The sequence below is a fragment of the Martinezella lusitana genome (assembly GCF_900094565.1).
GTDB lineage: Bacteria > Pseudomonadota > Alphaproteobacteria > Rhizobiales > Rhizobiaceae > Rhizobium > Rhizobium lusitanum.
The window spans coordinates 24,093-41,521 of the sequence record NZ_FMAF01000022.1; the positions used below are offsets into that span (position 1 = coordinate 24,093).

The following is a 17,429-nucleotide window of genomic DNA, read 5'->3' on the forward strand; positions in this document are numbered from 1 at the left end:
AGCGGCGCTTTTTTGATTCACAGTCCCCGCAAGAAAGGATTGGTGCGGCGCTCGTCGCCGATCCGGCTGCCTGGGCCGTGACCGCAGATGAAGCCCACTTCGTCGCCAAGCGGAAAGACCTTGTCGCGGATCGACTCCAGCAGTTGCTGGTGATTGCCGCCGGGCAAATCCGTGCGACCGATCGAGCCGCTGAACAGCACGTCGCCGAGATGGGCGAATCCCTGCTTTCGATTGAAATAGATGACGTGGCCGGGCGCATGCCCCGGGCAATGAAAAACGTCGAACTCATGCTCGCCGAAGGAGACCTTGTCACCGTCCTTCAGAAAGCGATCCGGCACCACGTTGCGCACGCCCTCGATGTTGAACATCTTGCCCTTGGCTTCGATGTCCTCAAGCAGGAACCGATCATCTTCGTGCGGACCGATGACCTCGATGCCGAGCGCTTCGCGTACTTCGTCAGCGCCTCCGGCATGATCGATGTGGCCATGCGTCAACCAGACGGCCTTCAAGGCGATGCCATTCTCGCGCACCATCTGCAGGATGATATCGACATCGCCGCCCGGATCGACCACCACCCCCTCCTTGGTCTCCGGATCGAACAGGATGGTGCAATTCTGTTCAAAAGGGGTCACCGGAATGATGCCGGCCTGGAGCATGCCCATGAGCGCCTCGTCTGTTTGATGGTCGTGCTGCCGGTATAGCGGCAAACAATCGGCAAAGCAGCCCCTGGCGATTTCATTTCAAAGTCGGGAGAGCCGCCCATCCCGGCGAGATTTAGCCGACCGGCAACCGACGTGGCCAACGCTCGGAACACTGAAGCGCCCGACGCGTTGAGCATAGTCTTTTGAGGCAGAAGGAGAAAACCAATGTCCTTGAGGAGAAATCTGCTGCTGGCCGGCTTCGTTCTCGTCGGCAGCGCCGGCCTGGCACAGGCCGACATGTCCGCAACCACTGCCACCGATATTGAGGTGCGCTCGGGTCCTGGCTCGGAATTTCCGACGATAGGCGTCGCGACGCGCGGCTCCGAGGCGACGCTGGATGGCTGCATCGAAGGCAGCCGCTGGTGTCGGGTCGACGTCAACGGCATGCGAGGCTGGGTCTACGCACAATATCTCAGCGTCGAGCAAAATGGCGCTTCGATGGTCGTCCAGGACCACCGTGACGACCTGGGTGTTCCGACCATCACTTACGAGCGAACCGATTCCGTCAAGACCGGCAGCGTGCAGCCCGGCCCGGATGATGAACTGCTCGGCAGCGTCGATCAGAACGGCGGTAATGTCGTTGCAATCACACCGCCGGGCGAGATTCGAACCTATATCGACGAAAATCCGGTCGATACCGTCCAGTTGGATGACGATGTCGCCGTCGGTGCAACTCTCCCAGAGAGCGTCGAGGTCCACCGCATCCCCAACTATCAATATAGCTACGTCGAAGTGAACCGTCAGCCGGTCCTGGTCGATCCGGGCACTCGGCGTATCGTCTACGTCTACCGCTGATTCGGCCTTCAATCGGAACAGGATGGCGAAATTCGCATTCGGCCGGCCGGCCGCATGCCTTCAAGGCCGATTTCTCCTGCAATTATTGCGGAATTCTCCCGTTTGAGTTGCCTTTCTATTTCCACCGATCGGTGCATGATGTAGTTCTAATATCATTGAGGATTATCGCCGCTCCCTGGCATCGATCCGGGGCGCGCCGAGAGGGCATCCGGAAGCGTCTTCCGGAACAATGGGAGAAGGGCAATCATGGAAAGTCTAGGGCCTATCATCACTCAACTGATAGCCGGCGCGATCGGCGGCAACGCCGCAAGCGCTGTGTTGAAGCAGGACGGTATCAATCTCGTCGCCAGAACGATTGCGGGTGCGGTCGGCGGTCTTGGCGGTGGCTTGATCCTCAATCTGATCGGCAGCGAAGCCCTGACCGGCCTCATCGCACAGGGCATATCCTCGCTGATCGCCGGCGGCGTGCTCTCGGCAATCGTCGGCGCGGTCCTGGGCCGCAAGTCGTAGAGATCGGAAACTGCAAAAGCCGGGCAGGACGACACGCCCGGCTTCTGCAGACCTATGCGAAATCTTGCTCGATGGCGCGGAAAGGTCCGGAATGGACACGTCTCCGCCACAGTACCGCGATAATCGGCCTCGTCATCTCCACATGGCGCCGATTTCAGCCACCCGTTTGCAAAATGTGCAGATCATCTAGAGATCGGCGGCGCTGGACGCATATCATGGCGTGGTCTTGATATCGCGGGCGGTATCCGGCGACATCGAAGCAGATGCCGTCATTTGAAAAAGGCTGCGCGCCGCCGGATCGCAATCACCAAGTTGATAGCATTGCGCTCCACGGAGATACCCTCCTCTCGCCATCGCGCCCGCAGGAGCCCCACATTGTCTCCTGACGCCGCTATACCATGGCAATTGATTGTTGCCTCAGCTAGGCTCCAGCCACGAGGCGCCAAAGGGAAATGCAAGAAATATTTGGAGTTTTGCGAGGCCGGGCTTAATTTTCAGATGGGGCATACCGTCCGGGCCATGCAAGATTGCGCGGAAGCGACCAGCGACGTAAAAATGCGTCAATAAAGCTGACATATTTTTGCGTAAGTTTCCCGAATGCTCCAAAATAGGAAAGGAAATGCCAGGGTGCCACGACAGACGAGCCAGAATGCGGCAAAGACGGAGCCGCTGGCAACGCCGATGCGGAATGCGGGAATCATCGATTTCGAGATTATCGAGCTGCTTTTCTTCGCCTATCGCGACTTCGTGTCGGATCCGGACCAGATCCTGGACAAGAGCGGATTCGGGCGTGCCCATCATCGCGTCGTTCATTTCGTTAACCGCGAACCCGGCATGACGGTTGCAGACCTTCTGGAAACCTTGAAGATCACGAAACAGAGTTTGGCGCGGGTTCTCAAACAATTGATCGATTCGGGGTATATTCGTCAGGTCGCCGGCCCGGAAGACCGTCGGCAGCGTAAGCTTTATCCGACGCAGGCGGGCAGAGATCTGGCGCTGGCGCTGGCTGAGCCGCAATCGCGCCGTATTGAACGAGCATTCGAAGGCGCATCGGAAGCGACGCGCGAAAGCGTGAAACGGTTCCTGAGGGGAATGCAGACCGAGAAGTGACGGCGAGTTCCGACCCCGGGGCCGGTTCGGAATGGATCATCTCAATCACTGGGTAGGACAAGATCGAGACGGATGGAATGACGACGAAAACAGCTATTTCGGACGACGCGGCGCACCTTCTGATCGTCGATGACGATACGCGTATCCGCGCCCTTCTCAACCGCTATCTGATGGAGAAGGGATTCCGCGTGACGGCCGCTGCCGACGGAGCCGAGGCGCGCCGCAAGCTGGAAGGACTCGATTTTGATCTCATCATCATGGACGTGATGATGCCCGGCGAATCCGGTATCGCGCTGACATCGAGCCTGCGTGCCATCAAGAACATCCCGATCATCATGCTGACGGCGCTTGCAGAAGCCGATTCCCGCATAGCGGGCCTCGAAGCAGGTGCAGATGACTATTTGCCGAAGCCGTTCGATCCGCGCGAACTGGTGCTGCGCGTCAACAATATCCTTCGGCGCAACACGCCGGCCGATTCCCCGAAAATCGAACTCGTCATGTTCGGGCCCTATACGTTTTCGCTGACCCGCAAGGAGCTCAAGAAGTCTGCCGAGCTCATCCGGCTGACCGATCGGGAGCAGGAGATCATGCTGCTCTTCGCCAAGCGCGCCGGCGAGACGATCCCCCGCCACGAACTCATCGGTGGCGACGCCGAAGTTGGCGAGCGGACCATCGACGTACAAATCAACCGGCTGCGCCGCAAGATCGAAGACGACCCGGCCAACCCCATCTGGCTGCAGACGGTGCGTGGCATCGGCTACCGCCTTAGCATAGACTGAAAAGATCGGCTCTCCAGGATCAGCGGCGATGGTGACATTCGACTCGATCAGGCGCGACCAGGATCACGCGCCGTCCAACGGCCTGCGGTGGCTTGCGCGCTGGCTGCGCCGGAATGTGCTGCCGACGGGCCTTTATGCGCGCTCGCTGCTGATCTTCATTCTTCCGATGATCATCCTGCAAGCGGTCGTGACTGTCGTCTTCATGGAGCGTCACTGGCAGATGGTGACGCAGAGATTATCCATGGCGACCACGCGTGACATCGCCGCCATCATAACGGTCATCGAGACCTATCCACAGGACGCCGACTATTCGGCCATTACGCAGATCGCACGGCAGAAGCTCGACCTCGCCATCTCGATCGAACCGGGTGGCGAGTTGCCGGCCCCGCGCGAAAAGCCTTTCTTCTCCATCCTGGACGGCATTCTGAGCGATGAAATCCGCGATCAGATCAACCTGCCTTTCTGGATCGATACGGTCGGAAACTCCAGCCTGGTCGAGATCCGGGTCAAGCTGCCCGATAAGGTGCTGCGGGTCTTCGCCAAGCGCAGCCAGACATATGCCTCCAACACCCATATCTTCATTCTCTGGATGGTCGGCACCTCCCTGGTGTTGATCGGCATCGCAGTGCTGTTCCTCAGGGGGCAGATCCGACCGATTCAGGCGCTGGCCCAGGCCGCGGAAAGCTTCGGCAAAGGCCAGAGGCTGGAAAACTATTCACCACGCGGCGCCGATGAGATCCGTCGAGCCGGCCTCGCCTTCATCCTGATGCGGGAACGCATCGAACGTCAGATCGAGCAGCGCACCGCAATGCTTTCCGGCGTCAGTCACGACCTCCGTACGGTACTCACCCGCTTCAAGCTGCAACTCGCCCTCGTCGGCGACAATCCGGATCTCTTGGGTCTCAATGAGGATGTCGAGGATATGCAGAGCATGCTCGAGGGCTATATGGCTTTCGCGCGCGGCGAAGCGGAAGAAGATGTCGGCCAGTTCAAGCTCAGCGACATTCTCGAGAAGATCCAGCAGGACTTTTCCTTGCATGGCAAGTCCATGGATTTCTCGATCGAAGGAGACAACCAGATTTCGGTTCGTCCGAATGCCTTTAACCGACTGGTGACGAATCTTGCCACCAATGCGCGCCGTTACGCCAAGAGCCTGCGCGTCGAGGCCAAGCACAGCGCCAAATGGCTGACGATCATCTTCGATGATGATGGCCCCGGCATTCCAGCCGGTGCCCGCGAGGATGTCTTCAAACCCTTCTTCCGGCTGGACGAGGCACGCAATCTCGACAAATCCGGCACCGGCCTCGGCCTTGCCATCGCCCGCGATATTGCCCGCAGTCACGGCGGCAACGTCACGCTTGGCGATAGTCCGCTCGGCGGCCTGCGCGCCACCATCCGCATTCCAGCCTGAGGGAGGCATCGCATGCCGATCGACATCGACAACATGCACTGGCTGAATGCGCCGCCCATGTGGGAAGTGAACCAGGGGCGGCTGTTCGTACGCTCAGGAAACAAGACCGACTTCTGGCAGGAAACCTATTATGGCTTCCATCGCGACGACGGCCACTTTCTCGGCGCATCCCGCCGTGGCGACTTCACCGCCGAAGTGACCTTCGTCGGACACTACCGCGAACTTTACGATCAGGCAGGCCTGATGATCCGCCATGACGCCAGACACTGGATGAAATGCGGAATCGAATATACCGACGGCGCCAGGCATTTCAGCGTCGTCGTCACCAATGGCAACTCCGACTGGTCCGCCTTTCGGCTGGACCACGAATTCGATGCCATGTCTGCGCGGGTGACGCGCAACGGCGACGCTCTCTTCATCCAGTATCGCACCGACCGGATGAACGAATGGCGCATGGCAAGACTTGCCTGGTTCGATCCGACGCTGGAGGAGGTATCGATCGGCCCCGCCTTCTGCTCGCCGCAGCGCGAAGGCTTCGAGGCAGAGTTCCTCGATTTCAGCCTGAATGATCCGCTATCAAGGGATATTCACTGAACCATCTCTTCTCTGCACGAAGAAGAAACCTGGCTCACATCATCTTTTTGCCGTTCGGCACCGCGTGAGTAACCGCGGCAAGAACGATCGCACCGGACTCATCCTCGAACCCGAGCGTCAGGACCTCCGAGCGCACCGGGCCGATCTGGCGCGGCGGAAAATTGACGACGGCAAGTACCTGCCGGCCGATTAGGGTTTCCGGCGTGTAGTGCACCGTGATCTGCGCGGAGGAGCGCTTGATGCCGATCTCCGGCCCGAAGTCGATCCGTAGCTTGTATGCCGGCTTGCGCGCTTCCGGAAAGGTCTCCGCCTCGATGATCGTCCCGACGCGGATATCCACCCGCTCGAAATCGCCATAGGTGATCTCTTCCGTCATGCCTCTGCCCTTTTCGTCGAAAATTTAACCGGCCAGCTCCTGCGCCCGCTTGCGTGCCGCTTCCAGCGCCGCATCGAACAAGGGCTGCATGCCGTCCTCCGCCATCAAAACACCCAGCGCGGCGGCGGTCGTCCCGCCCGGAGATGTCACGTTCTGCCGCAGACGCGAAGCGTCGTCGGGGGACTGATGTAATAGCTCACCAGCCCCCGCGACAGTTTCCCGTGCAAGCCGCATGGCGAGGTCCGCCTGCAGACCGAGTTTCCGGCCCGCTTCCGCCATGCATTCGACGAGATAGAAAACATAGGCAGGCCCGCTGCCCGAGACCGCAGTCACCGAATCGATATCGGCTTCGCCCGGCACCCACTCGACCGGACCGGATACTTTCAGGAGATTCTGAACCAGCTGCCTTTGCCGTTCGCCTACCCTGGCATTCGCGAAGGCGCCGGTCACTCCACGCCCGACCATGGCAGGCGTGTTGGGCATGGCCCGCACCATCGCCGCCTCGCCCAGATGCTTCTCGAGCGAGGCAAGCGTCTTGCCGGCCGCGATCGACACGACGACCGTATCTGTTCCCACCGCCGCCTTCAGCGGCGGCAGCACCGCATCCATGACCTGAGGTTTGACGGCAACGAACAGCACGCCCGCAGTCACACCGGCGGGAATGCCGATGACATGGCTGGCTCCCGCATCCGCAATCATCTTCCGCATCGGCTCGGATGGATTGGGATCGACGACGATCACCGAAGATCCCGGCACGCCATTCTTCAGCCATCCCGTCAACAGCGCGCCGCCCATATTGCCGGCCCCGATCAATATGATCGGCCCTGTTGATGCAAAAGCACTGGCGGACTGTTGACCTGTCATATCACGCTTCGCCTACCGTTTCGAAAAGCACAGCTTCCATGGCGCGGTTGGCCTCAAGACCGGACCACACCACGAACTGGAAAGCCTGATAGTATGCCTCGCAGGTGTCAAGCGCGTTGGAAAGCAGCACTTCCACTTGTCGGTTCGTGGGCTCCGCACCGCCGGACAGCAAGAGCGACTGGCGGAAAATTACGATATCTTCCTGGCGCCAGAGGTCGAAGTGCCCCATCAACACCTGCCCGTTGATGCAGGAAAGCAGCTTGATCACCTCGTTGACGCGCGGCTCCGAAACCTTGACGTCGAAAGCACAGGCGATATGCAGCGCCTCGAATTCCTCCATCCAGGAGAAGGAGACGTGGTAATCGGTCCATTTCCCTTCGACGGTCATAGCGAGTTCGTCCTCGCCGGACCGTTCGAACGACCAATCATTGTTGGCGGCCACGAACTCGATCATATCGACCGGATTCGACTGTCGTTCGACTTCCATTTCCATAAGGCTCATGCAGCACCTTCTTGACCGGAACGAATGCAGTTTTTTCGTGTTCGAACACCAAAAGAACGCAAACAGTTTTACTCCGGAGACATCCTCGGGATGATGTTGAACGGCTACGAGACTAACGCATCCATCCTGCCCGGAGCTTACCAAGTCCGTTTCGAATCATCATTTAAAATCAGTGTATAGCGGCATGCCCGGCAAGCCAGCCCCTGAGGATCGATTTTGGAAACGGCACTGTGGACAGCTCTTCCGGCGTCTATTCAGAAGGGAGTCATAACCGACTCTGACGATTGGCTTTTTTGCCTATGTCCACAGGTGGAAAAACAGCTGAATATTTTCAGAGAAAAAAGCGCGGCAAACGAGTGCCGCGCCGGTCAACAGCGAAAGGGTGTGCTTATTTGCTTTTGGAGGCCAGCTTTGCCTCGAGCGCTTCGATTCTCGCAAGCAACGCTTCGTTTTCGTCGCGCGCCTTGATCGCCATCTCGCGAACGGCCTCGAATTCCTCGCGCTTGACGATGTCCAGGCTATTCAGCCAACGCTCGGCATGCGCATTGAAAGCAGTCTCGATCTCCCGGCGCACGCCTTGGGCAGCACCGGCGGCATCGGTCATCAGCTTGGCGAATTCATCCAAGATACGGTTCGGTCCAGTGCTCATAACAATCTCCTTGCGGCCGTCGGCCCCGAAAACGGACAGGCATCGATAAGGGGCCAGGTAGTGTTGAGGTAGGATTTCCAAGGGTTCGATGCAAGCAAATTGAGATAGAACGGGACAACCGGACCTGCGATAAAGGACACAGCAATAATCGACTTGACCGTTTCGATAGCGAGCGCCATGTTCCGCGCACATTTGGATTTAGCATGCTCTTGTCCCGAAATGGCGCAATGCCTTTTGGGAATCATGCGACAACGGGCCTGACGATCTTGCTGACATCCGCCAATCTCGCCGCCATCCTGCCGTTTCCGGATATCGATCCGGTCGCCGTTTCTTTAGGCCCGCTGTCGATTCACTGGTACGGCCTGGCCTATGTGGCGGGCATCCTGCTCGGCTGGTTCTATGCAAGGCGCCTGGTCGACAACGGCAAGCTCTGGCTGAACGACACCGCGCCGATGACGCGCCAGCATCTGGATGATTTCATCCTCTGGGTGGCGTTCGGCATCGTTCTCGGCGGCCGCATCGGCTATATCCTGTTCTACGATCTCGACCCGGTGCTCGCCAATCCGATCCGCGCGATTGAAGTCTGGAATGGCGGCATGTCTTTCCATGGTGGATTGATCGGCACGACCATCGCCATGATTTTGTTCGCAAAACGCAACAAGGTCCCGGTATGGAGCCTGTTCGATATCGTCGCCGCCGTCGCGCCTCTCGGCCTCTTCTTTGGTCGCATCGCCAATTTCATCAATGGCGAGCTCTGGGGCCGGGCCGCGGACGTCCCCTGGGCGATGGTATTCTGCAGCCCGCACGTGATCGCCGCACACAATGGCATCTGCCCCGCAGGTCCCAATCCGCGCCATCCGAGCCAGCTTTACGAGGCGGGTATCGAAGGCATCATACTCTTTCTCGTTCTCTTCATTCTCACGCGTTGGGCTCTGGCGCTCAAGAAACCGGGTACGGTCAGCGGTATTTTTGTGATCGGCTACGCTTTCTCGCGTATTTTTGTCGAATTCTTCCGTCAGCCTGATGAGCAGCTCGGCTATCTTCTCGGCACGAACTGGTTGACGATGGGCATGGTGCTGTCTCTGCCGATGGTTGCTATCGGTCTGTGGGCAGTTGTCCGCGCCCGGCAGGCAGCAACCAGGCAGACAGCTTGAGCTGAAGATTAATATCGCATGACCCTTTCAAAAGCCCCCGCTTTTCAAGGCAGTACACTAGCGAAAGCAGAGAATGACGACGGCGCTCGGTGAAAAGATCAAAGCCATTATCCGCACGAATGGGCCACTGAGCATCACGGACTATTTTTCGCTGTGTCTCGCCGATCCGACGCATGGCTATTACAAAACGCGCGAACCCTTCGGCCAATCCGGCGACTTCGTCACCGCACCTGAGATCAGCCAGCTCTTCGGCGAGATGATCGGCGTCTTCATGGTGCATGCGTGGCAGCGCCAGGGAACGCCGGCCGATGTGCGTCTCGTCGAAATCGGCCCTGGCCGCGGCACGATGATGTCAGACATGCTGCGTGTCATCAGCAAGCTGGCGCCGCCGCTCTATGACGTCGTGACGGTCCATCTGGTCGAGACCAGCGAGCGTTTGCAGGGATTTCAGCAACAGACCCTGGAGCCTTATGGCTCAAAAGTCTCGTGGCATACGGATTTCGGCGAAGTGCCTGATGGTTTTACCCTGCTTGCCGCCAACGAACTCTTCGATGCCATCCCCATCCGTCAGTTCGTTCGCACCGCCAGCGGTTTTCGCGAGCGCGCGGTCGGCCTCGATGTCGACGACGAACTGACCTTCACCACCGGCGTCGCCACCCTTGATCCGGCGCTTCTTCCGGAGGGCGGACTTCCGCCGATCGGTACGATTTTCGAACTCGCGCCAGCCCGCCAGGCCGTCATGACGACAATCTGCGACAGGCTGGCCACCCATGGCGGCACGGCTCTCGCTATCGATTACGGCCACATGACGACGGGTTTTGGCGACACGCTGCAGGCCGTGCGCATGCATGAATACGATCCGCCGCTGGAACATCCCGGCGAAGCCGACCTTACCAGCCATGTCGATTTTCAGCATCTGGCGCAGACGGCGCTCGCCTCCGGCATGCACATCAACGGATGTTGCCACCAGGGCGATTTCTTGATCGGGCTCGGATTGATGGAACGAGCAGCGGCTCTTGGACGCGATCGCGATGTCGCAACTCAGGAGAGTATCCGCGTCGCCGTGGAGAGGCTGGCCGGAGCCGGAGAAGGCAGGATGGGAGAGCTTTTCAAGGTGCTTGCGGTTTCCAGTCCGGCGATCGACCTCCTGCCCTTTCGTCCTGTCAGTTGAACCGTGACCGTCGATCCAGCGGATTGACAGCTCGCGCCGCGCTGGGCCAACATCCCGGCCAGATCGAACTGCTTCGCCGCGGCTGCGTTACTCATCGCACGACAAGCTAAACCGAATATCAAGGAACGCTGTGTTGCCGACACCAATTGCAAGCACGCTGCTGAGCGCCGCCGAGGCTGCCGGCATCCGCCATGGCTATTTCACCCGCGCCGGCGGCATTTCAGAAGGCCTCTATCGCGGCTTGAACGTCGGCCTCGGCTCGAACGACAATCGTGAGCATGTGCAGGAAAACCGCCGCCGCGTCGCCCATTGGTTCGGTCTTTCGCTTGAGCGGCTCGCCACCGTGCACCAGATTCATTCCCCCGATGTCGTCACCATCGACGAGCGTTATGACGGCAGTCGGCCTGAAGCTGACGCGATGGTGACGGCAACACCAGGCATCGTGCTTGGCGTTCTTGCCGCCGATTGTGGCCCCATCCTCTTCGCCGATCCCGAAAATCGGATCATCGGCGCCGCCCATGCAGGCTGGAAGGGAGCGCTGACCGGCGTGCTGGAAAACACCATCGACGCGATGGTGGCGCTCGGCGCAAGGCGTGAGGCGATCATTGCCTGCCTCGGCCCCTCCATCAGCCAGGCAAGCTACGAGGTCGGCCCGGAATTCGTCGATCGGTTCCTGGCCCACGACCCGGGCTACGCCAGATATTTCACGTCGTCTGAACGGGCCGGCCACGCGATGTTCGACCTGCCGGCCCTGACTGTCGATCGCCTGCGCAAGTCAGGCGTGACAGCCGAAAGCCTGAATCTCTGCACCTATCCGGATCCAGACCGCTTTTTCTCCTATCGCCGCACCACACATGCGAAGGAGCCGGATTACGGCCGGCAGATTTCCGCCATCGCCATCGGGGAGGCAGCTTGATATGGCCTTGCATTTCGAACGCAGCGAATTTGGTGCACGCTTGGCTCGACTGCTCGCCAAGATGCAGGAGGAAAAGCTCGACGCCATGCTGCTCTTCGCGCAGGAGAGCATGTATTGGCTGACGGGCTACGATACCTTCGGCTATTGCTTCTTTCAGACCCTGGTGGTCAAGGCGGACGGATCGATGACGCTCCTGACGCGCTCCGCCGACCTTCGTCAGGCGCAACTCACTTCGGTCATTTCCGATATCCGTATCTGGGTCGATCGCGTCAATGCCGATCCGACGCTCGATCTCAAGGAATTGCTTGTTGATCTCGACCTTCTCGGTGCCCGCATCGGCATCGAATACGATACGCATGGCATGACCGGCCGCATCGCCCGCCTGCTTGACCAACAGCTTGCCAGTTTTGGCCAGATCGTTGATGCCTCCTATCTCGTCAGCCGATTGCGCCTGATCAAGAGCCCGGCGGAGATCGGCCATGTCGAGCGCGCCGCCGCTCTCGCCGACGATGCCCTGGACGCCGCCCTGGCGCTGATCAAGCCCGGTGCGGATGAGGCCGATATCCTCGCCGCCATGCAGGGCGCCGTCTTTTCCGGCGGAGGCGACTATCCAGCCAACGAATTCATTATCGGCTCCGGCGCCGAGGCCCTGCTCTGCCGCTACAAGGCCGGCCGTCGCAAGCTCGACGCCGACGACCAACTGACACTCGAATGGGCCGGCGTCGACGCTCACTACCATGCCGCCATGATGCGTACCGTCGTCATCGGCAATCCCAGTCATCGCCACCGAGAGCTCTATAGCGCCTGCCTGGAGACACTGCAGGCGATCGAAACCATCCTGACGCCTGGCCACAGCTTCGGCGATGTTTTCGACATGCACGCCAAGATCATGGACGAACGCGGGCTTTCGCGCCACCGGCTGAATGCCTGCGGTTATTCGCTCGGCGCCCGCTTTTCTCCGTCCTGGATGGAGCACGAGATGTTCCACATCGGCAATCCGCAGGAGATCGAGGAGAATATGTCGCTCTTCGTGCACATGATCATCATGGACTCCGACAGCGGTACCGCCATGACCCTCGGACAGACCTATCTGACGACGTCGCAAGCCCCGAAAGCCCTATCCCGTCACCCGCTCGAATTTCTTAACCGTTAGCGGCGTAAGATAGCGATCCTGAACGGAGAGACCGTCGAGGAAAGGATCGCGCAATGGGACTGGTCAGGACAATGTTGACTGTCGCCGGCTTCTGCCTCGCGCTCTCCGCCTGCAACACCACGGACGCCCTGACGCCACCCGAGGCGATCGGCGATGTCGGCTCCAACCCGGTCACCCAACGGGATGTCGAGCGGATGGCCACAGCACCCCAGCGTCGCCAAAGCTATCCGGGAACACAAGAGAGCTACGGCTACCAGCAGCAGACGTCTCAGCAAGCATATCAGCCGCAAAGCTATGGCGGCGGTTCGCTTGACGACCAGGCATCGGCGCTGCGGTCGAACGGCACCAATCCCTATGCCTCGCGCCCGCTTGATGACGGCCGCACCGCTTCCATCGGCCCGGCCGATACGCAGACCTCGCAAACCGACGAGCAGAGCGAGGCCGACAGGCGCCTTTCGGAAGATCCGCAACAGCAACCGAAACGGCAGCGGCAAGCCGCCGACGATCAACAGCCGGAACAACAGCAACAGGCGTCGCTGCCGCCCGCCGCCGCCCCCGGCGGCAACAGCATTCGCTTTCTGCCGATCATCGGCGCGCCCGTCGACGCCGTCACCCCGCTATCGCGTCAGCTCGGTGCGGATGCCCGCTCGCTCGGCCTGACGATCAAGAGTTCCAGCGACGCCAGCGCCAGCTATGTTTTGAAGGGCTACCTCTCCGCCTTCGAGGACGGCCCGCAAATTTCCGTGACCTATGTCTGGGATGTGCTGGATAACAACGGCAACCGCCTGCACCGAATCCAGGGCGCGGAAAGCGCGCCGCTGAAGCGCGGCGACCCGTGGACGGCCGTTCCGCCGGCCGTCATGCAGAAAATCGCCTCCAAAACCATGTCGGAATTCAATTCCTGGCGCAATTCCAGCGGTGGATAGCCACAAGCTTTTCAGAAATATGAAAGGTATCGCGCGTCTCCCCCTTGCATTCGAGTGCAAGGCGGTTAAAAGCGCGGCTATCAGGTTGGTAACAGGCGGGCCAAGATGAAGGTTTTCGCAGGCAATTCGAACAGGCACCTTGCCGAAGCGATCTGCAATTATCTCAATGTTCCCTTGGGAAGGGCTAGCGTCCGCCGGTTCGCCGACCAGGAGATTTTCGTAGAGATCCAGGAAAACGTGCGCGGCGAGGATGTCTTCCTCGTACAGCCGACGTCGTTTCCGACCAACGATCACCTGATGGAACTGCTGATCATGATCGATGCGATGCGCCGCTCGTCGGCGCGGCGCATAACCGCAGTCATCCCCTATTTCGGCTATGCCCGCCAGGATCGCCGCGCCTCCGGGCGCACGCCGATCTCGGCCAAGCTGGTGGCCAATCTGATCACCGAGGCTGGCGCCGACCGTGTTCTCACGCTCGACCTGCACGCGGGCCAGATTCAGGGATTCTTCGATATCCCAACCGACAATCTCTATGCGATTCCGGTGCTGACCCGCGACATCAAGGCCAATTACGACATCAGCAACGTCATGGTTGTCTCGCCCGACGTCGGCGGCGTCGTGCGCGCCCGCGCTCTTGCCAAACGTCTCGACTGTCTGCTGGCGATCGTGGATAAGCGCCGCGACCGCCCGGGCGAATCCGAGGTGATGAACATCATCGGCGAAGTGGAAGGAAAAGACTGCCTGCTGATTGACGATATCGTCGATTCCGGCGGCACGCTCTGCAACGCGGCCGATGCTCTGCTCGCACAAGGCGCGGCAAGCGTCACTGCCTACATCACGCATGGCGTCCTCTCGGGCGGTGCCGTGACCCGTGTTGTAAACTCGAAGCTGAAGGAACTGGTGATCACCGATTCCATTCAGCCGACGACAGCAGTGCAATCGGCGCCCAATATCCGCGTCATCAGCACGGCCAGCCTCATCGGCGAAGCCATCAACCGCACCAGCCAGGAAGAATCGGTCTCGAGCCTGTTCGACTGAGGCCGACAAGCACTCTCAGGCGGTCTTCGCTGTGGACGGGTGTGTCTGCCTCCATGCCAGCAAGCCGATCCCGACAAGACCCGAGGCGAACACAGCCGCCCCCGCACCCATGATCGAAGGCCCGATGCCAAACCAGGCAAACAGGCTCGGTGACATGAGGTAAGCCACAAACAAGCCCGTGAAAATAGCGCACATCAGCAGACGATAGACCTGTGCCAGGCGATGCGGTTCACTGCGCGTCTGCATCAGGTACAGCATGGCGAGGTTTTCAAAAGGACCATTGATTGCCGCGAAGCACGCGACGATCATCAGCCACATCCTGTCATGCATTAGCGGCAGCAGGAATACCCCTGCCCCGAAAATGAGCTTTGCCACGATAATCCAGACAACAGGCCGGCGGGGCTTGATGCTGCTGAGAATGAGATTGGTCGTCAGGTTACCGACACCGTAAGCCGTCATCATCAAGCCGTAATCCGTCAGAGGATCGGCACTGGTTTCGCGCAGATGCAAGATCATCCCGAGCAGAATTCCCATTGCCCAGGCGATGTTCCCCATCAGGTTGGTGAATAACCCATAGAGGATCGCCGCATGACCCCGGGCCACCCGCCATCCGCCAAGGACACCATCTATCACGGCAGCCGTTCCGGAAAAATCGCGACGCCTCGGCGCAGCCGGGAATTTCGCGACCGCGAGCCAGACGGCGAGCGCCGACAGCAAGAAGGTAGCTGCAGTGACAGTGAAAAACTGCGACTTCGGCAGGAAGCCGTTCACGAGCGCGATCAAGCTCGGACCGAGAATGCGCGCCATGCGCCGTGTGGCATCGAACAGGCCATTGGTTGCATGCCGAACATCAGGATCGACGGCAATCGTCGGCAGGGTCGCCTGCAGCGACGGGTCGAATGTCGAGGTCAGCAATGCAATGCATCCGGCAAGTACCATCAGCAGCGGCAGGCTCATCAGATGCAGAAGGCCGGCAAGCGACAAAGTCAGCAACAGAGCTGCACGCACGAGATCGGCTGCGATCATCGTGGTGCTGTGACGCCAACGATCCGTGACAATGCCGCCGAAGAGACTGCCGAACAGAAGCGCGCCGGACTGCAACGCGGAAACGTATCCCGCATTCCTGCCGATGAAGTCCGCCGCGATCCAGACGACTGCGACCATGTAGAATTCCGAACCTGTGGCCGCCAGCACCTGACCGGCCCACAGGAGAGAGATCGAACGCTGGCCGAGCGGCCTTAGAACAAACATGATCGCATTCTGACTTCAGATTGATTTACTTGATAACCTGGCCGTTGACCTTCACACCGCCGTCGTCGGAAAGATCGATCTCCCAGCGCGAACGCCCGTCCGCATCCGTCTTGGCGAAGCCCTTGGCCATCATCAGGCCGAAGGAAAGCTGAGCGAGATCGGTCTTCGTCTTGGCGGCCTCCTGGACCGCGGCGATCGTCTTGTCGAGATCGCGGGCGAGCACCGTCATCTTCATGGACACGCGGTCCTTCTCGTTCAGCCAGCCGCGCATGCTGCCGGAGGCCTCGACATCGTAAAGACCCGAGACGGCGCTGATTTTCGGAAAGTTGATGGTCATCGTCCCATCCGGGAACATGGCTTGCTGCAGCTTGACGTCCATGGCCGTATTGTTATCCGGAACCTTGAAATCGGTCTGCTGCAAGACGTCCATCAGAGCGGAGAAGTTCAGGTTCGGCACCTGCAACTGGATATCGGCGGCATCGGGAATGAAGGCGACATAGTCTTCAGGCATCAGACCCGAGGCAAGGGTGAGCTTTTCGGCACTCATCCCGAAATTTGCGTTCATCGCATTGGTCGGCCCCGCCACCTTGAAGAAATAGCCGAGCTTCTGCAGTCCGCCATCACCGAGTGGCGTCGTGACGGCAATGTCCTTGATGGCGACCGACTCGTCGAACGAACCGACGATCGGCATCGCGTCCATCAGCAGGGCCTTCAGCGCCAGGCTGTCGGTGTCTGAGAGGGTCTTCTGGTCCTTGTGTTCCGAGACGAAATGCAGCACGGAATTCACCGCCTTCAACGGCAGCTTGGTCGCGCTGGCATTGAAATCGATTGCCGCGACCTTGATTTCGCCAAGCGCCGTGCTGTCGGACGAGATCTTGTTGTAGAGCGACTGCAGGCCGCCGCTCATCTTGATATCGAGTCTGCCAGGCTCGCCACTGTCCGACGAGGACAGGGTATAGCCGATACTGTCGATCGTGGCGTCGTTCTTCTGGACGCCATTGTCGCTGGTCTTGGTGGCGAAGGTGATGCCGCTGCCCTTCATATCCATCGAGCGCAGATAGTGAAGCGCAGGATCGAACACACCCTTGAAATTCGAGGAGGCCAGCGCATAACGAAATTCGGTGTCGGGACCGGTGCCCGGCTTCGAGCGCGCCGTCACGTCAAAGGCGTTGTTGCCTTCAATGTTCCAGAGGCCGCTATCCAGCGGCGTCGCAAGCAGCGCTAACGGCTTCAAGCCGCTGATATCGAAACCGGTCACGTTCAGCTTGTCGAAAAGCTTCTGCAGGTCATAGGTGACCTCATAATGAGCACTGACCGGCTTCACCGAGATGCCGCCGCTCCCGGCGATATCATCGGGCAGGAAATAGGTCAGATTGCCGAGTAGATCCTTGGCACCCTGCTCGCTGACATCTGCCGCCTGGACAATGCCGGCCACGCCGGCGGCGAGAACAGCCGCCGCGGCAACCGCTTTAAAACGCATAATTCACCCCCAAATATGATGGAAAAACAATATGAAAGTCCGAAAATGC

Annotated in this window: 19 protein-coding genes; 12 read left to right on the plus strand and 7 right to left on the minus strand. The window is 59.6% G+C overall.

The features are described 5' to 3' along the window. Positions 1–17 precede the first annotated feature (17 nt). Positions 18–662: an MBL fold metallo-hydrolase gene (locus GA0061101_RS28580; protein WP_047562715.1), complete on the minus strand. Its 645-nt coding sequence runs from the start codon at positions 660–662 to the stop codon at positions 18–20. Between the two features lie 204 nt (positions 663–866). On the opposite strand from GA0061101_RS28580, the gene GA0061101_RS28585 reads away from it, so the two are divergent. From GA0061101_RS28585 to GA0061101_RS28610, 6 genes are all read left to right on the plus strand, one after another. Further along, positions 867–1,496, plus strand: coding sequence for a DUF1236 domain-containing protein (locus tag GA0061101_RS28585; RefSeq protein WP_092576263.1), 630 nt, complete (start codon positions 867–869; stop codon positions 1,494–1,496). Between the two features lie 246 nt (positions 1,497–1,742). Beyond that, positions 1,743–2,006: a hypothetical protein gene (locus GA0061101_RS28590; RefSeq protein WP_037194666.1), complete on the plus strand. Its 264-nt coding sequence runs from the start codon at positions 1,743–1,745 to the stop codon at positions 2,004–2,006. A 627-nt stretch (positions 2,007–2,633) separates the two neighbouring features. After that, the gene (locus tag GA0061101_RS28595; protein ID WP_037194668.1) at positions 2,634–3,116 is read left to right on the plus strand and encodes a MarR family winged helix-turn-helix transcriptional regulator; all 483 of its coding nucleotides are present in this window, start codon (positions 2,634–2,636) and stop codon (positions 3,114–3,116) included. A gap of 77 nt (positions 3,117–3,193) precedes the next feature. Then, on the plus strand, positions 3,194–3,895 hold the full coding sequence (locus GA0061101_RS28600) for a response regulator (protein WP_037194671.1): 702 nt from the start codon (positions 3,194–3,196) through the stop codon (positions 3,893–3,895). Positions 3,896–3,923: 28 nt separating this feature from the next. Beyond that, on the plus strand, positions 3,924–5,306 hold the full coding sequence (locus GA0061101_RS28605; RefSeq protein WP_037194672.1) for an ATP-binding protein: 1,383 nt from the start codon (positions 3,924–3,926) through the stop codon (positions 5,304–5,306). Between the two features lie 12 nt (positions 5,307–5,318). Beyond that, positions 5,319–5,900 (plus strand): DUF1349 domain-containing protein, encoded by a 582-nt coding sequence (locus tag GA0061101_RS28610; protein ID WP_092576265.1) that lies wholly within the window; start codon positions 5,319–5,321, stop codon positions 5,898–5,900. Positions 5,901–5,934: 34 nt separating this feature from the next. Here the strand turns inward: GA0061101_RS28610 and GA0061101_RS28615 are convergent, their stop codons facing one another. The 4 genes from GA0061101_RS28615 to GA0061101_RS28630 form a co-directional block, all read right to left on the minus strand. Then, positions 5,935–6,276: a tRNA-binding protein gene (locus GA0061101_RS28615; RefSeq protein ID WP_047562707.1), complete on the minus strand. Its 342-nt coding sequence runs from the start codon at positions 6,274–6,276 to the stop codon at positions 5,935–5,937. A gap of 24 nt (positions 6,277–6,300) precedes the next feature. Then, positions 6,301–7,140: a pyrroline-5-carboxylate reductase gene (gene proC, locus GA0061101_RS28620; RefSeq protein ID WP_092576268.1), complete on the minus strand. Its 840-nt coding sequence runs from the start codon at positions 7,138–7,140 to the stop codon at positions 6,301–6,303. A gap of 1 nt (position 7,141) precedes the next feature. Then, a complete protein-coding gene (locus tag GA0061101_RS28625) occupies positions 7,142–7,642 on the minus strand; it encodes a type III secretion system chaperone family protein (protein WP_037194677.1) in 501 nt (166 codons plus the stop codon). Between the two features lie 388 nt (positions 7,643–8,030). Further along, positions 8,031–8,291 carry an accessory factor UbiK family protein gene (locus GA0061101_RS28630; RefSeq protein WP_037194679.1) on the minus strand — a complete coding sequence of 87 codons (261 nt, stop codon included), beginning with the start codon at positions 8,289–8,291 and terminating at the stop codon, positions 8,031–8,033. A 266-nt stretch (positions 8,292–8,557) separates the two neighbouring features. Between GA0061101_RS28630 and lgt the strand changes: the two genes are divergently transcribed. The 6 genes from lgt to GA0061101_RS28660 all read left to right on the plus strand — a co-directional run bounded on the left by lgt (position 8,558) and on the right by GA0061101_RS28660 (position 14,649). Further along, entirely contained in the window at positions 8,558–9,445 is an 888-nt protein-coding gene (gene lgt, locus GA0061101_RS28635; RefSeq protein WP_167669610.1) for a prolipoprotein diacylglyceryl transferase, read from the plus strand. Positions 9,446–9,518: 73 nt separating this feature from the next. Beyond that, positions 9,519–10,616 carry a class I SAM-dependent methyltransferase gene (locus GA0061101_RS28640; protein WP_092576271.1) on the plus strand — a complete coding sequence of 366 codons (1,098 nt, stop codon included), beginning with the start codon at positions 9,519–9,521 and terminating at the stop codon, positions 10,614–10,616. Positions 10,617–10,698: 82 nt separating this feature from the next. Next, complete coding sequence (gene pgeF / locus GA0061101_RS28645) at positions 10,699–11,532, plus strand: peptidoglycan editing factor PgeF (RefSeq protein ID WP_425350034.1); 834 nt, start codon at positions 10,699–10,701, stop codon at positions 11,530–11,532. A gap of 1 nt (position 11,533) precedes the next feature. Then, on the plus strand, positions 11,534–12,685 hold the full coding sequence (locus GA0061101_RS28650; protein WP_047562699.1) for a M24 family metallopeptidase: 1,152 nt from the start codon (positions 11,534–11,536) through the stop codon (positions 12,683–12,685). Positions 12,686–12,738: 53 nt separating this feature from the next. Beyond that, positions 12,739–13,611, plus strand: a complete 873-nt coding sequence (locus GA0061101_RS28655; RefSeq protein WP_092576275.1) for a hypothetical protein — start codon at positions 12,739–12,741, stop codon at positions 13,609–13,611. 105 nt (positions 13,612–13,716) lie between these two features. After that, entirely contained in the window at positions 13,717–14,649 is a 933-nt protein-coding gene (locus GA0061101_RS28660; protein WP_037194690.1) for a ribose-phosphate pyrophosphokinase, read from the plus strand. A 15-nt stretch (positions 14,650–14,664) separates the two neighbouring features. On the opposite strand, the gene GA0061101_RS28665 is transcribed toward GA0061101_RS28660, so the two are convergent. Beyond that, positions 14,665–15,900 carry an MFS transporter gene (locus GA0061101_RS28665; protein ID WP_092576278.1) on the minus strand — a complete coding sequence of 412 codons (1,236 nt, stop codon included), beginning with the start codon at positions 15,898–15,900 and terminating at the stop codon, positions 14,665–14,667. A 25-nt stretch (positions 15,901–15,925) separates the two neighbouring features. Further along, positions 15,926–17,380, minus strand: coding sequence for a YdgA family protein (locus tag GA0061101_RS28670; protein WP_092576281.1), 1,455 nt, complete (start codon positions 17,378–17,380; stop codon positions 15,926–15,928). Between the last annotated feature and the right edge of the window lie 49 nt (positions 17,381–17,429).